Source organism: Klenkia soli (assembly GCF_900103975.1).
Classification (GTDB): Bacteria; Actinomycetota; Actinomycetes; order Mycobacteriales; family Geodermatophilaceae; genus Klenkia; species Klenkia soli.
The window spans coordinates 122,134-136,083 of sequence record NZ_FNIR01000010.1; the positions used below are offsets into that span (position 1 = coordinate 122,134).

Here is a 13,950-nt window from a genome sequence, read left to right on the forward strand (position 1 = left end):
GTGACCGATCTGCAGACAGCCAGGACCGCACTGGACCGTGGCCTCGACATCCAACTCGGCGGGCGGGCGGTGCCGACGGCCGCCCGGTACGACGTCGAGGACCCGACGACGGGCCGGACGATGACGGACGCCCCCGACTGCTCGGCCGCCGAGGTCGACACCGTGGTCCGCGCGGCCGGGGAGGCCCAGCGGGCATGGGCCCGGGTCCCGGCCCGGGCGCGGGCCGGCAAGGTGCGGGAGTTCGCCACGCTGCTCCGGGAGCACACCGACGAGCTGGCCACCCTGGACGCGCTGGACGCCGGGTTCCCGCTGCCGGTCATGCAGGCCGACGTCGGGGCCGCCGCCACGCTGCTGGAGATCATGGCCGACCATGCGCTGTCCCTCGGCGGGTCGACCTACCCGCTGTCGGGCAACCTGCACTACTCCACGCAGGAGCCATACGGCGTGGTGGGTCGCATCGTCCCGTTCAACCACCCGCTGTTCTTCGCGGCCGGCAAGGTGGCGGCCCCGTTGGTGGCCGGCAATGCCGTCGTCCTCAAGGCGCCCGACCAGACCCCGCTGTCGGCCCTGCGGATGGCCGAGCTCGCCGCCGACGTGTTCGGGCCGGACCTGTGCGGCGTGGTCAGCGGCCGGGGGGCGACGACCGGTGCGGCGCTGGTGGCCCATCCGTTGATCCGCCGGATCGGGTTCATCGGCGCGGAGCCGACCGGCCGGTTGATCCAGCGGCAGGCCGCCGAGCACGGGGTCAAGCACGTCACGCTGGAGCTCGGCGGGAAGAACGCCCTGGTGGTCATGCCCGATGCCGACCTGGCGAAGGCAGCCGACGCCGCGGTGTTCGGGATGAACTTCACGGCGACGGCCGGGCAGTCCTGCGGGTCCACCAGTCGCCTGCTGCTGCACGAGACGATCGCCGACGAGGTGCTCGCCTCGGTGGTCGAGCAGGTCCGGGCCATCCGGGTCGGCCACCCGCTCGAGGCCGGCACGCAGATGGGGCCCGTGGTCGACCGTGGGCAGTACGAGAAGTCGATGCGGGCCATCGCGGCGGCCACCGCCGCCGGGGCGCCCGTCCTGGTCGGCGGCGGTCGACCGGACACCGTGGGTGCGGAGGGCTGGTACGTCGCCCCGACCGTGCTGGGCCCGATGACGGCGGACAACCCCGCTGCCGTCGAGGAGGTGTTCGGCCCCGTGCTGTCGGTGCTCACCTTCCGCGACGAGGACGAGGCCGTGGCGATCGCCAACCGGACCGAGTACGGCCTGACCGCCGGCGTCTTCACCTCTGACGTCACCCGGGCACACCGGATGGCCGCCGCGCTGCAGGCCGGCTACGTGTGGGTCAACGGCTCCTCCCGGCACTACTGGGGGCTGCCCTTCGGCGGGGTCAAGGCCTCCGGCGTCGGGCGGGAGGAGTCCGTCGACGAGCTCCTCTCCTACACCGAGACCAAGGCGGTCACCGTCGTCCTGGAGTGACGGTTGACGGACCGGGCGGTCTGGTCTCTACTAGGAAGAGAATAGTTCTGTTAGACAGAAGGAACGAGGGGGAGTCAACGATGGCGGACCAGACCACCGTGCTGGCCGACGTGCGGCGCGGCATGATCCCGGCGCACGTCTACAACGACCGGGAGATCTTCGAGCTGGAGAAGGAGCGCGTCTTCTCCCGCGCCTGGGTCTTCGTCGGCCACGAGTCCGAGATCGCCCAGCCCGGTGACTACGTCGTCCGCCGGGTGCTCGAGGACTCCTTCATCCTCACCCGGGACGAGCAGGGCGAGGTCCGCGCCCACTTCAACATGTGCCTGCACCGCGGCATGCAGGTGTGCCGCGCCGAGGTCGGCAACGCCAGCCACTTCCGCTGCCCGTACCACGGCTGGTCCTACCGCAACGACGGCCGCATCGTCGGCCTGCCGTTCCACAAGGACGCCTACGGCGGCGAGGCCGGCTTCCAGCGCAAGGGCCAGCGGCTGCTGCCGGCGCCGAGCCTGGCCACCTACAACGGGATGATCTTCCTGTCCATGGACCCGGATGCGCCCCCGCTGGAGGAGTTCCTCGGCGACTTCCGCTTCTACCTCGACTACTACACCAAGCAGTCGGCGAGCGGCATCGAGCTGCGCGGTCCGCAGCGCTGGCGGGTCAAGGCCAACTGGAAGATTGGCGCCGAGAACTTCGCCGGCGACATGTACCACACGCCCCAGACCCACACGTCGGTCGTGGAGATCGGGCTGTTCCGCGAGCCCAAGGCGGAGAAGCGCAAGGACGGCGCCACCTACTGGGCCGGGGCCGGCGGCGGCACCACCTACAAGTTGCCCGACGGCGACCTGGACGAGCGGCTGCGCTACGTCGGCTACCCGCAGGAGATGGTCGACCGGATGAAGGAGCAGTTCACCGACGACCAGCTCAAGGTGATCGGCGACGACGGCTTCATGATCAGCGCCGCGTCGATCTACCCGAACCTCTCCTTCGTGCACAACTGGCCGCGGGTGGGGGAGTCCGACGACGTGCTGCCGTTCATCTCCATCCGCCAGTGGCAGCCGATCAGCGAGGACGAGACCGAAGTGCTGTCCTGGTTCGCCGTCGACGCGGAGGCCCCGGAGGAGTTCAAGGCGCTGAGCTACAAGGCCTACCTGATGTGCTTCGGCTCGACCGGCATGTTCGAGCAGGACGACGTGGAGAACTGGGTCTCCCTGACCAACACCGCGGCCGGCTCGATGGCCCGGCGGCTGCTGCTCAACAGCCGGATGGGCATCCTCGAGGACGACGAGCCGGTGGTCCCGCCGCTGGGGCCCGACGCCTTCCACGGCCCGGGCGAGGCCCGCACCGGGTACTCCGAGCACAACCAGCGTGCCCTGCTCAACCGCTGGGCCGACGACCTGGAGAAGCCGCCGGTGCAGGCGGCGACGCTCACCGTGGGCGGACCCGGGGCCGGGGCCCAGGACGCGGCGGGTCGCACCTCGCCCAGCGCGAACGACGCGGAGCTGCCCGGCGGGGCGGTGGCGCAGGCATGAGCACCGACCTGCCGCAGGCCCCGCCGAGCGCGGCCGTCACCGCGATCACCGACCCGCACCCGGTGCCGGCCGGCAACCCGACCGGCGACGACGCACAGACCCTCAGCGAGCAGTCCGTCCTCGGCCGGCACGCCTCCCGCGTGCAGCGGGTGGGCGCCAGCCTGCCCTTCGACGACCCCCGGCACCTGCAGGCCCACCACTGGCTGGTCGACGAGGCCTGGCTGCTGGACGCCCAGGCCTACGAGGACTGGCTGGAGCTGATCACCGAGGACGTGCACTACCTGATGCCGGTCCGGGTCACCACGGCCCTGGGCGCGGGCTACGACACCGCGCGCGGCATGGCGCACTTCGACGAGGACAAGTACTCCTTGTCCCGCCGGGTGGCCCGCTTCCTCACCGAGCACGCCTGGACCGAGGACCCGCCGTCCCGGCTGCGGCACCACCTCTCCAACGTGCGCACGTTCGCCACCGACGACGCCGACCACCTGGTGGTGGAGTCGGCCACGCTGCTGTTCCGCAACCGCGGTGACGTGCGCGAGGGGTCCTTCATCTCGGCTGGCCGCGAGGACCTGCTGCGGCTGGTCGACGGGCACTGGAAGCTCGCCCGGCGGGTGATCCTGGTCGACGACTCGGTCATGCGGATGCAGAACCTGGCGATCTTCCTGTGACCGCGCCCCGCGAGCCGCTCTCCTGGGAGGGCGAGGACGTCGACGCCTCAGCCGCCCGCCGGGCCGCCGCCGAGCACGCCGCACTGGTGGCCGGCGCCCGGGGCGAGCCGCTGACGATCGCCAACGAGTTCGCCGAGGTCCGGGTGCGCCGGGTGGACACCAGGAACGGTTCCCGCCTGCTGGTCGAGTCGCCCAAGTCGGGCCAGTGGGTCGCCCTGGACCCCATGCAGGTGGAGGCGCTGACCTGGCAGAACACCGCCACCTTCTCGGCGATGATCGGCAACCCCTTCGGGCCGTTGATCCCCGAGTCCACCGGCGGCGTCGTGACCGACGGCTCGGTCCGCGAGGGCGGGGGACCCGAGACCGTCGAGGGCGGCAGCCAGTGACCGGCGGGTGGCTCGAAGGACGCCGTGCCCTGGTCGTGGGCGCCGGGTCGGGCATCGGGCGGGCGGTGGTCGACACCTTCCTGGCAGAAGGCGCCCGGGTCGCCGTCCTGGAGCGCGATCCGGACAAGTGCCGGGCGCTGCGGACCGAGCAGCCCGACGTCCCGGTCACCGCGGGCGATGCCACCTCCCAGGGGGCGAACGAGGCCGCCGTCGCCGCGGCGGTGGAGGCCTTCGGCGGGCTGGACCTGCTGGTCAACTGCGTCGGCATCTTCGACTTCTACCGGTCGGTGGTCGACCTGGACCCCGGCCTGCTCGAGTCCGCCTTCGACGAGGTCTTCCACACCAACGTGCTGTCCCACCTGCGCTCGGTGCAGGCCGCGCTCCCGCACCTGCAGGCCGCCGGCAACGGGGTGGTCCTGCTGACCGAGTCGACGTCGTCCTACCACCCCGGCCGGGGTGGCGTGCTGTACCTGGCCTCGAAGTTCGCCGTCCGCGGGCTGGTCACCGCCCTCGCCCACGACCTGGCCCCCGAGGTCCGGGTCAACGCCGTGGCCCCCGGCGGGACGCTGGGCACCGACCTGCGCGGACCGGCCAGCCTGGGTACCGCCGACCGCAGCCTGGGCGACACCCCCGGGCGCGCGGCCGAGCTGGCCGCCCGGGTGCCCCTGCAGGTCGCGCTCACCGCCGCCGACCACGCCTGGAGCTACGTGTTCCTGGCGTCGGACCGCTCCCGCGGTATCACCGGGGGCTCGCTGCACCCCGACGGCGGGATCGGCCTCGGCGCCGCCCCGCGCAAGCGTTCCTGATCCACCGACGAGAGGAGAGCACCATGCCCCGGATCACCGCCGACCACGAGGCCTGCCAGGGATACGGCAACTGCATCACCGGCGCCCCCGACGTCTACGACATCGACGACGACGGCGTCGTGGTGCTGCTGAAGGACGAGATCCCCGAGTCCGACCGGGCGCGGGTCGAGGAGGCGGCGCGCAGCTGCCCGGTCAGCGCGCTGGCCGTCGAGGACTGACGTGCCCACCGTCGTCGTCGTGGGGTCCTCGGTCGCCGGGGTGCGCACCGTGCAGGCGTTGCGCAGCGCAGGCTTCGCCGGCCGGGTCGTGCTGGTGGGCGAGGAGTCCGAGCTGCCCTACGACAAGCCGCCGCTGTCCAAGCAGTTCCTGGCCGGCGCCTGGGACACCGCGAAGATCCGGCTCCTGACCGCCGAGCAGGCCACCGAGCTCGACGTCGAGCTGCGGCTGGGTGCCGCTGCCGAGCGGCTGGACGTCGCCGGGAAGCAGCTGCACCTGGCTGACGGCTCGGTGCTGGACTGGGACGTCGTCGTGCTGGCCACGGGCGCCGCGGCCCGTCCCTCGCCCTGGCCGGTGGGGTCGGGGGTGCACGTCGTCCGCACCCTCGCCGACGCCCGGGCACTGCGTGCCGACCTGGCCGACGAGGGCCCGGTCGTGGTGGTGGGCGGCGGGTTCATCGGGGCAGAGGTGGCCGCCACCGCGCACGCACTGGGCCGCGACGTCACCGTGGTGGACCCGCTGCCCACCCCAATCGGCCGGGTGGTCGGCGACGAGGTCGGCGGGCACTTCACCGCCCTCCACGCCCGGCACGGGGTCGGCACCCGCTTCGGCACCGGGGTGGAGTCGGTCACCGGCGGGGCGGGGGACCTCACGGTCACCCTCACCGACGGGACGTCGCTGCCGGCGGCGACCGTCGTCGTCGGGATCGGGGCCACTCCCAACGACGGCTGGCTGGCTGCGTCGGGTCTGCTGGTGGAGAACGGGGTCACCTGCGACGAGCACTGCCGCGCCGTCGACTCCCCGGACGTCTACGTGGTGGGCGACCTGGCCCGCTGGTACCACCCCGGCCACGAGGAGCACCTGCGCGTCGAGCACTGGACCAATGCGGTGGACTCCGCGGTGGTCGCCGCGCACAACATCGCCCACCCCGACGACCTCCGGGCCCACGCCCCCGTCGAGTACGTCTGGAGCGACCAGTACGACTGGCGGATCCAGATCGTCGGCAGACCTGCCCGCGCGACCCGGCACGAGCTGGTGGGCACCCTGGACGGCGACACCGCGCGGGGCGCGGTCCTCTACACCGACGACGAGGGCTCGCTGCGCGGCGCGGTCACCGTGAACTGGCCCAAGGCGCTGGTCACCTGCCGCCGCCTGGTCTCGGCCGGCGCCGGGTTCGCCGACGCGGTGGCCCAGGTAACGGCGCTGCCCCCGGCCAAGGCGGCGGCGTGAGCACCCTCGCGGCGCAGCGGCAGCTCGTCGCCGACGCCTGCCGGGTGCTCGCCGCCCGCGGCCTGGCCGACGGCTACCTGGGGCACGTCAGCCTGCGGGTCGAGGACGACCTGCTTCTCGTGCGCTGCCGCGGCCCGCAGGAGCGCGGGCTGCGCTGGACCACCGCCGAGGACGTCCAACTGGTCACCCTGGACGGCGAGCCGGGTGCCGAGGGCGAGCTGGGGGAGTGGACCGTGCCCAACGAGCTGCCGCTGCACACCGAGGTGCTGCGGACCCGACCGGACGTGGCCGCGGTCGTGCACGCCCACCCCCCGGCCGTGGTCGCGGCCGACCTCGCCGGGCTGGCCGTCCGCCCGGTCGTCGGCGCCTTCGACATGCCCGGAACGAAGCTGGCAGCCGCCGGCGTCCCCGTCTACCCGCGGGGCGTCCTGGTCCGGGACCGCCGCCTGGCCGGGGAGATGGTGGCCGCGATGGGCGACCGGCCGGTGGTGCTGCTGCGTGGGCACGGGCTGACCAGCACCGGGCGCAGCGTCGAGGAGGCGGTGCTGCACGCCCTGTCCGTGGACCGGCTGGCGCGCCTGGAGCTGGCCGTCGTCTCCGCCGGGGGGACCCTGGTCGACCTACCGGCCGAGGACCTGGCCGAGCTGCCCGACCTGGGTTCGGGCTTCAACCACGCGACCGCCTGGCGGCACGAACTGGCGAACCTCCCGTGACCGGGGGACACCTAGGCTGCAGTCATGGACGGCGCCCTCTACCCGCCCGCGCCCGAGCACGGCGCCCCGCCGCAGTACCCGATCGAGTCGGTGGACAACGCGCTCAAGGTGCTGCTGCTGCTCGGCGAACGTCCCTCCCTCCGGCTGACCGACGTCAGCCAGTACCTGGGGGTGGCGTCCTCGACGGCGCACCGGCTGCTGGCGATGCTGCAGTTCCGGGGGTACGTGCGGCAGGACGCCGCGACCCGCGGGTACGTCCCCGGTCCGGCGTTGGACGGGCTGGCCATGGGTGTGCTGCGGCGGCTGGACGTCCGCGCCCGGGCGCGTCCGGTGCTGGAGAAGCTCAACGCCGACCTGCAGGAGACCGTGCACCTGGGCCGGCTCGAGGGCGCCGACGTGCACTTCATCGACTCCATCGAGAGCAGCCGGGCACTGCGGGTCGGCGGCCGGCTGGGCCGGTCCATCCCGGCGCACTGCACCTCCAACGGCAAGGCCCTGCTGGCCGGTCTCCGCGAGGCGGAGCTGCATCGGCTCTACCCCGACGAGCAGCTGCGCCAGCTGACCCCGCACTCGATCGGCACCCGCACCCGGCTGCTCGAGGTCCTGGACGAGGTGCGCGTGCGGGGATTCGCCACGAGCGACGAGGAGAGCGAAGAGGGCGTGAGCTCGCTCGCGGTCGCGCTGCCGGCGCGGCACTCGCCGCGGTTGGCCGTGAACGCGTCGGCGCCGCTGAGCCGGCTCTCCCCGGAGGTCCGGCAGGACGTGCTGGACCACCTGTTCGCCGCCGTCGAGGAGATCGACCGGCTGCTGCTCTGAGGCCCCGCGTCCGCGGGGTCCGACCCCGATGGACGGAGAACCCGTGAGCGACCCCACCGACCAGCTGCGCGAGGACGTCGCCACCTCCTGCCGGGTCCTGGCCGCGGCCGGGCAGGACGACCTGATCTGGGGCCACTCCTCCGCCCGTGATCCGCAGGGCCGCGGGGTGTGGCTGAAGTCCGCCGAGTGGGGCCTGGGCGAGGTCACCGCCGACCGGGTGCACCTGGTCTCCCCGGCCGGGGAGGTGCTCGCGGGCGACGGTCCACGGCACAGCGAGTACCCGATCCACACCGAGGTGATGGCCGCCCGGCCCGACGTGGGCGGTGTCGTGCACACCCACCCGCCGCACGCGGTCGCCCTGGCCGCGACCGGGCAGGAGCTGCGTCCCGTCAGCCACGCGGCCAACCTGTTCGTGCCGCCCGGGGTGCCCCGGTTCACCGACACCGCCGACCTGGTGCTGACCACGGAGCTGGGGCAGGCCGTCGCGCTGGCGCTGGGGGAGGCGCGGGCGGTGTTCCTGGTCAACCACGGCATCGTCGCCGTCGGCCCCGACGTCCGGGCCGCCACCGTTGCAGCGGTCGTGCTCGAGCAGGCCTGCCGGCAGCAGATCCTCACCCATACGGCCGGCGGGTGGCCCACCTGGTCGCCCCCGGAGGAGTCGCGGGCCAAGCGCGAGCACGTCTACAACGACCGGGCCCTGGGCGCGGTCTGGGACTTCCTGGTGCGCGGGCTCCCCCCGGTCCGCGGATGACCGGTGGGTGAGGCGCTGGCGGTCGCCTCGCTCCTGCTGTTCAGCGCCAACGTGCTGCTGGTCCCGGTGGCCTCGGCGCGGCTGGACCAGGCCCCCGGGTTCGCCCTCGCCCTGCTCGCGAACGTCCTGGGCGCGGCGGTGCTGCTGGGTGCCCAGGCCGCGCTGACCGGTCCGCCGAGCCGGGTGGACTGGCCGGCGCTGGGTCTGTTCGCGCTCGGCGGCCTGCTGACCTCGTTCCTCGGCCGCCGGACGTTCTTCCGGTCCATCACCGCGATCGGGCCCACCCGGGCCGCCACCCTGCAGACGACCAACCCCGCCTTCGCCGCCCTCGGCGGCTGGCTGCTCCTGGGCCAGGCACTCGCCCCGCCGGCCGTGCTCGCGGGGGCACTGGTCCTGGTCGGCCTGGTCCTGGTCACCCGGGTGCCCTCGTCCTGCGCCGACCCGGTGTCGTGGCTGCTGCCCGGTACCGGGCTGGCCCTGCTGGGGGCGGCGGCCTATGGGCTGGGCAACGTGGCCCGGGGAGCGGCGGTCGGGATCTGGGCCGAACCGGTGGCCGGCAGCCTGATCGGGGCGGTGGCCGGCTTGCTCGCGTTGCTGCTGGTCACCGGCGACCGCCGCGGCCTGCTCGCCGCGCTGCGCTCCGCCGACCCTGCCGGACGCCGGCTGTGGGTGTTGTCCGGGGTGCTCACCATCGGGGCGCAGACCTGCCTGGTCGCTGCGACGCAGACGGTGCCCGTGGCCGTCGCGGTGGTGGTGTCGGCGGCCGTGCCGGTCGTCGTCCTCCCGCTCGGCCTGCTGCTGGGCCGGGAGACCCGGCTGCGGCCGGTGGCCGTCGCGGGGGTCGCGCTGGTGGGTGTCGGCGTCGTCGCACTCGTCCTCGGGTAGGGCTCAGCGGGCCAGCAGCACCCCGCCGAGGAAGGCGGACAGCTCGCCGCGGGCGTCCAGTGACAGGACGTGCGCAACGTGCTGGTCGGGCCGGACGACGACCACGCAGCCGGCCTCCCGGTCGATGCCGCGCAGGTCGAACACGTCCTCGGCCCGGGGGTCGGGGCAGTAGACCTTCTCCTGGTCGACCAACCCCAGCGGTCCCTTGCGCGGCCGCAGCGCGACCGGCACGGACTCCACCGGCACCTCGCGGTGACCCTGCTGGTAGACCGCCCGTACGTCGAGGACCGAGTCGGGGTCCCAGCCGTCGGGGGTGTACGTGGCCACCGGGGAGGCCGGTGACGCCAGGTGCTCGCACAGCTCCCGCAACCGGGTGGTGTCCCGGTCGGCGAACAGGTAGAGCCGCCAGGCGCCGTCCGCCCGCGCCGCGTGGCCCAGCTGCACCGGCTTGGCGTCGGCCAGCCGCACCACCGGCGCCGAGTGGAACCGCATGCCGACCGGGTAGCCGGTGGCCAGCTCCTGATGGTCGGTCGCGGCGGTGGTCATCGACGGCCCGTAGCGGGTCGCGGTGCCGGCGGTGAACCGACCCTGCTGCACGAAGTACCGCTCGAACTCCTCCGGGTCGGCCTCGCCGGGCGGCGCGCTGAAGAGCGCGGCGAAGCGCCGGTCGAAGTCGATGAGCTCCTGGGCGATCACCTGCCGCTCGGCGGTGTAGGTGGACAGCAGCTCCGGTCGGGCGACGCCGCGCAGCACTGCGGCGAGCTTCCAGCCCAGGTTCCAGGCGTCGTGCATCGAGACGTTCATGCCCTGGCCGGCCTTGGCGCTGTGGGTGTGGCAGGCGTCGCCGGCGATGAAGACCCGCGGGCCTCGGGAGCCGTCGTCCGGTGCGTCGTCGAACCGGTCGCAGAGCCGTTGGCCGATCTCGTAAACCGACCACCAGCCGACGTCGCGGACCTCGACGGTGTAGGGGTGCAGGATCCGGTTGGCGATCTCGGTCAGCCGGGTGGGGTCGACCTCGCCGGCGTCCCGCACCCCGTCGAGCTCGATGTAGAACCGGACCAGGTAACCGCCCTCGCGCGGGATGACCAGGATGTTGCCCTCGCCGTGCGAGTGCACGGTGGCCTTGAGCCGGATGTCGGGGAAGTCGGTCACCGGCAGCACGTCCATCACGCCCCACCGCTGGTCGGTCCGGTCACCGACCAGCTCGCGGCCGATCGCCGTCCGGACCGCGCTGCGGGCGCCGTCGCAGCCGACCGCGTAGCGCGCCCGCACGGTGGCCCGCCCGCCCGTCGCGGCGTCCTCGAGGACGACGACCACCGGGTGGTCGCCGCCGTCCTCGACCCGCAGGTCGACGAGCTGCAAGCCGTGGTGCACCGGTAGCCGCGTCGCGGCGCGGGCGAGGTCTTCCCGCAAGTAGGCCAGCATCCGCGCCTGGTTGACGATGACGTGCGGGAACTCCGACAGACCCTCCTCGGTGTCCAGCACGCGGCCGGTGCGCACGATGCGGCGGGGGTCCGCCGGGTCGGGGCGCCAGAACGCCACCTCGTTGACCCAGTACGCCTCGGTGACCAGCCGATCGGCCAGCCCGAAGGCCTCGAAGATCTCCACCGTCCGGCAGGCGACGCCGTCGGCCTGGCCCACCTCCAGCGGCCCGGGTCGCCGGTCGACGACCAGGGTGTCCACGTCGGCGAACCGGGCGAGCTGCGCGGCCAGCACCATCCCGGCCGGCCCGGTGCCCACGACCAGCACGTCGGTGCGCTCGGGCAGCCCGGCCGGGCGGTCGGCCACCCCCGGCGCCGGCGGCTGCACGAAGGGGTCGCCGGGGCGGTAGCCGTCGAGGTAGAACTGCATGCCCCACGGTGCGGCGGGAACGGCGGCCTGAGACAGTCTTTTCTGCCATGCGGAACGCGCCCACCTACCCACTCAGCTCGGTCGACGCTGCCCTGCTGCTCGCTGCGCTCCTCCGCCAGGAGGGCCCGACCCGGCTCACCGACGCGGCGGCCCGGCTGGGGGTCGCGCCCTCGACCGCCCACCGCTTGCTGGCCGCTCTGGTGCACCGGGACTTCGCCGTCCAGCTGCCCGACCGGCGCTACGCCCCCGGCCCGGTCCTCGGGGAGCCAGTGGCACCGGTGGCCTCCTCGCACCTGCGCGACGCCGCGCTGCCGCACCTGCGCCGTCTGGTCGCCGAGCAGGGCGAGAGCGCGCACCTGGTGGTCCCGGCCGGGGGGGTGACGCGGTTCGTCGCGACGGTGGAGTGCGACGCGGTCCTGCGGGTCGGGGACCGGACCGGGCGGACGCTGCCTGCGCACCGCAGCGCGGCCGGCAAGGCGCTGCTGGCCGGGTGGGACACCGACGCGCTCGCGGCCCTGCTCGGCCAGCTCGACCCGGCGGAGGCCGAGCGGGTGCACCGTGACCTGCGGGGCGTCCGCCGGCGCGGGTTCGCGCTCAACGACCAGGCCACCGAGGTCGGCCTGACCGCGGTCGGTGTCCCAGTCCCCGGCGCCCCGGGGGGTGCGGCGATCTCCCTTGCCATGCCGCGGGTGCGGTTCTCCCGGGACCGCCTGCCCGGGTGGGTCACGGCGCTGACCTCCACCGCGGCCGCCGTCGCCGCCGACCTCACCGATGAGTCCCGGGGTCGGCCGCGGTCTCCTGGGTCATGACGTTCTCGGAGCTGTTCGCCCTCGTCGACCGGCAGGTGGCCGAAGGTCGGTACCCCGGTGCGGTGGTCGCCGTCCGGCACGCGGGGACGACGACGGTCCACCCGACCGGCACGCTGGCCGTCGGGGGAGCGGACCCGGTCACCGTCGACACCCCGTTCCGGGTCGCGTCGGTGAGCAAGCCCTTCGGCGGGGTGCTGGCGCTGTCGCTGGCCGCGGACGGCCTGCTCGACCTGGACGCCGACGTCGCCCGCTGGCTGCCCGAGCTGGCCGACCCGCAGGTGCTGGCGCACCCGGACGCCGAGCTGACCGACGTCGTCCCGGCGCAGCGGCCGATCACCGTCGCCGACCTCCTGCACATGACCGCCGGCACCGGGCTGCGCATGGACGAGTCGCCGCTGGCCCACGCGATGTGGGAGCGGCAGGTCAGCCCGGGCCCGCTGCCGCCGTCGGCGTCGGCGGACGAGTGGCTGGGCCGGCTGGCCGCGCTGCCGCTCTCGGACCAGCCGGGGGCCGGGTGGAGGTACCACACCGGGAGCGACGTCCTGTCCGTCCTGCTGGCCCGGGTGACCGGCCGGTCGGTGGCCGACCTCCTGGCCGAGCGGGTGACCGGCCCGCTCGGGCTCACCGGCACCCGGTTCTGGGACGCCGACCGGCTGCCGGTGCAGTACGCACCCGGCGACGACGGGCTCGAGGTGCTCGACCCGGCCGACGGGGTCTGGTCCCGGCCCCCGGCCTTCGAGTCGCTGGGTGGTGGGCTGCTCTCCACGGCGGGCGACGTCTGCGCGTTCCTGGGCGCGATCGCGGACGACGCGCTCCCCGGCGGAGTGCGGGCTGCCGACGTGCTGCGCGACGGGCTGACCGACGGCCAGCGGGCCGCCGCGCAGACCTTCCTCGGGCCCGGCCGCACCTGGGCGACCGGCAACCTGGAGCTGACCCTCGAGGTCACCGACCCGTGGACGACAACGGGCCGGTTCGGCTGGACCGGGGGCACCGGGACGTCGGCCTACTGCGACCCGTCGCTGGACCTGGTCGCCGTCCTGCTCACCCAGCGGATGATGACCGGCTCGCACGACGGCCCCGAGGAGTTCTGGCAGGCCGCCCACGACGCGGTGGCCTGATCAGTCCCAGGCGGTCGGTGGGGCGAACTGGCTGGCGGTGAACACGGCGCCCTACGGGTCGCGGACGGTCGCGGTGCGGGTCCAGTCGGTGTCGGACGTGCCCAGCACGGTGCCGCCCAGGCGCTCGGCGGTGGCCGCGGCGTCGTCCCGGTCGGCCACGGTGAACGCGACGTGCCAGCGCGGTGCCTCGCCCTCGGGCAGCGCGGCCAGCGACCCGATCACGTGCTCGAACCCGTCGGGCGCCTGCGCCTGCCGGGTGCAGATCTCGGGGTCCACGGAGGACTCCAGGTGGTCGCCGGGCTCGTTGACCGCCTGCGCACCCGGTCGGCGGCGAGCCTGCCACAGCCGGACCCGCGCACCCGCGGGGTCGGCCAGCACAGCTCCGCGACCGCCGGGGCCGGCGTCCTCGGGCGGGGAGACCACGGTCGCGCCCAGGTCGACGGCGCGGGCCGCGATGGCGTCCGCTCGGCGACGGCCACGTAGGTGTTCCAGGTGCGGTCGTCACCGGAGCCGATGGCCGCGACGTCCCGGCCGCCGAGGGTGGCGATGACGTACCGGCCGGGTGCCTCCGGGGGCATCGCGTTGGTGAACTGCCAGCCGAGCAGGCCGCCGTAGAACGCGGTCGCGGCGTCGACGTCGGGCTGCTCGGCGTCCACCCAGCAGGTCACGCCGGGCGGGTAGGTGCGGGGCTGGTCGCCAGTGGTC

The 13,950-nt window shown here is 74.3% G+C and carries 15 protein-coding genes; 13 read left to right on the forward strand and 2 right to left on the reverse strand.

The annotated features are described in order from the left end of the window. The 11 genes from BLS67_RS16130 (at position 1) to BLS67_RS16180 (ending at position 9,467) form a co-directional block, all read left to right on the forward strand. On the forward strand, positions 1 to 1,467 hold the full coding sequence (locus BLS67_RS16130) for an aldehyde dehydrogenase family protein (RefSeq protein WP_091247055.1): 1,467 nt from the start codon (positions 1 to 3) through the stop codon (positions 1,465 to 1,467). An 80-nt stretch (positions 1,468 to 1,547) separates the two neighbouring features. Next, positions 1,548 to 2,996: a Rieske 2Fe-2S domain-containing protein gene (locus tag BLS67_RS16135; RefSeq protein WP_207500658.1), complete on the forward strand. Its 1,449-nt coding sequence runs from the start codon at positions 1,548 to 1,550 to the stop codon at positions 2,994 to 2,996. Next, entirely contained in the window at positions 2,993 to 3,664 is a 672-nt protein-coding gene (locus tag BLS67_RS16140) for a 3-phenylpropionate/cinnamic acid dioxygenase subunit beta (RefSeq protein ID WP_091247057.1), read from the forward strand. The genes BLS67_RS16135 and BLS67_RS16140 overlap by 4 nt, the downstream gene beginning before the upstream one ends. Then, the gene (locus BLS67_RS16145) at positions 3,661 to 4,050 is read left to right on the forward strand and encodes a hypothetical protein (protein WP_207500659.1); all 390 of its coding nucleotides are present in this window, start codon (positions 3,661 to 3,663) and stop codon (positions 4,048 to 4,050) included. Before BLS67_RS16140 ends, BLS67_RS16145 begins: the two co-directional genes overlap by 4 nt. Further along, the gene (gene hcaB / locus BLS67_RS16150) at positions 4,047 to 4,856 is read left to right on the forward strand and encodes a 3-(cis-5,6-dihydroxycyclohexa-1,3-dien-1-yl)propanoate dehydrogenase (protein ID WP_091247059.1); all 810 of its coding nucleotides are present in this window, start codon (positions 4,047 to 4,049) and stop codon (positions 4,854 to 4,856) included. The genes BLS67_RS16145 and hcaB overlap by 4 nt, the downstream gene beginning before the upstream one ends. Positions 4,857 to 4,879: 23 nt before the next feature. After that, positions 4,880 to 5,074: a ferredoxin gene (locus BLS67_RS16155; protein ID WP_091247060.1), complete on the forward strand. Its 195-nt coding sequence runs from the start codon at positions 4,880 to 4,882 to the stop codon at positions 5,072 to 5,074. A 1-nt stretch (position 5,075) separates the two neighbouring features. Beyond that, the gene (locus BLS67_RS16160) at positions 5,076 to 6,302 is read left to right on the forward strand and encodes an NAD(P)/FAD-dependent oxidoreductase (RefSeq protein ID WP_091247062.1); all 1,227 of its coding nucleotides are present in this window, start codon (positions 5,076 to 5,078) and stop codon (positions 6,300 to 6,302) included. Further along, positions 6,299 to 7,015, forward strand: a complete 717-nt coding sequence (gene phtC, locus BLS67_RS16165; RefSeq protein ID WP_091247064.1) for a 3,4-dihydroxyphthalate decarboxylase — start codon at positions 6,299 to 6,301, stop codon at positions 7,013 to 7,015. The genes BLS67_RS16160 and phtC overlap by 4 nt, the downstream gene beginning before the upstream one ends. Positions 7,016 to 7,039: 24 nt before the next feature. Beyond that, the gene (locus BLS67_RS16170; protein WP_091247068.1) at positions 7,040 to 7,831 is read left to right on the forward strand and encodes an IclR family transcriptional regulator; all 792 of its coding nucleotides are present in this window, start codon (positions 7,040 to 7,042) and stop codon (positions 7,829 to 7,831) included. Between the two features lie 43 nt (positions 7,832 to 7,874). Further along, complete coding sequence (locus tag BLS67_RS16175; RefSeq protein ID WP_242654132.1) at positions 7,875 to 8,582, forward strand: class II aldolase/adducin family protein; 708 nt, start codon at positions 7,875 to 7,877, stop codon at positions 8,580 to 8,582. 3 nt (positions 8,583 to 8,585) lie between these two features. Continuing rightward, complete coding sequence (locus tag BLS67_RS16180) at positions 8,586 to 9,467, forward strand: EamA family transporter (RefSeq protein WP_091247072.1); 882 nt, start codon at positions 8,586 to 8,588, stop codon at positions 9,465 to 9,467. A 3-nt stretch (positions 9,468 to 9,470) separates the two neighbouring features. Here BLS67_RS16180 and BLS67_RS16185 read toward each other — a convergent pair whose 3' ends face one another. Next, on the reverse strand, positions 9,471 to 11,318 hold the full coding sequence (locus BLS67_RS16185; RefSeq protein ID WP_091247073.1) for an FAD-dependent monooxygenase: 1,848 nt from the start codon (positions 11,316 to 11,318) through the stop codon (positions 9,471 to 9,473). 47 nt (positions 11,319 to 11,365) lie between these two features. Between BLS67_RS16185 and BLS67_RS16190 the strand changes: the two genes are divergently transcribed. Continuing rightward, the gene (locus BLS67_RS16190; RefSeq protein WP_091247075.1) at positions 11,366 to 12,127 is read left to right on the forward strand and encodes an IclR family transcriptional regulator; all 762 of its coding nucleotides are present in this window, start codon (positions 11,366 to 11,368) and stop codon (positions 12,125 to 12,127) included. Continuing rightward, positions 12,124 to 13,245: a serine hydrolase domain-containing protein gene (locus tag BLS67_RS16195; protein ID WP_091247077.1), complete on the forward strand. Its 1,122-nt coding sequence runs from the start codon at positions 12,124 to 12,126 to the stop codon at positions 13,243 to 13,245. The genes BLS67_RS16190 and BLS67_RS16195 overlap by 4 nt, the downstream gene beginning before the upstream one ends. A 51-nt stretch (positions 13,246 to 13,296) precedes the next feature. Here the strand turns inward: BLS67_RS16195 and BLS67_RS24160 are convergent, their stop codons facing one another. Continuing rightward, on the reverse strand, positions 13,297 to 13,668 hold the full coding sequence (locus tag BLS67_RS24160; protein ID WP_207500661.1) for a VOC family protein: 372 nt from the start codon (positions 13,666 to 13,668) through the stop codon (positions 13,297 to 13,299). Positions 13,669 to 13,950 lie beyond the last annotated feature (282 nt).

Bases quoted from the DNA above. Each gene is read 5' to 3' on its own strand.
- BLS67_RS16155 (WP_091247060.1), top strand. From the start codon at position 4,880: ATGCCCCGGATCACCGCCGACCACGAGGCCTGCCAGGGATACGGCAAC.
- BLS67_RS16185 (WP_091247073.1), bottom strand. From the start codon at position 11,318: ATGCAGTTCTACCTCGACGGCTACCGCCCCGGCGACCCCTTCGTGCAG.
- BLS67_RS16170 (WP_091247068.1), top strand. From the start codon at position 7,040: ATGGACGGCGCCCTCTACCCGCCCGCGCCCGAGCACGGCGCCCCGCCG.
- BLS67_RS16135 (WP_207500658.1), top strand. From the start codon at position 1,548: ATGGCGGACCAGACCACCGTGCTGGCCGACGTGCGGCGCGGCATGATC.
- BLS67_RS16190 (WP_091247075.1), top strand. From the start codon at position 11,366: ATGCGGAACGCGCCCACCTACCCACTCAGCTCGGTCGACGCTGCCCTG.
- BLS67_RS16140 (WP_091247057.1), top strand. From the start codon at position 2,993: ATGAGCACCGACCTGCCGCAGGCCCCGCCGAGCGCGGCCGTCACCGCG.
- BLS67_RS16195 (WP_091247077.1), top strand. From the start codon at position 12,124: ATGACGTTCTCGGAGCTGTTCGCCCTCGTCGACCGGCAGGTGGCCGAA.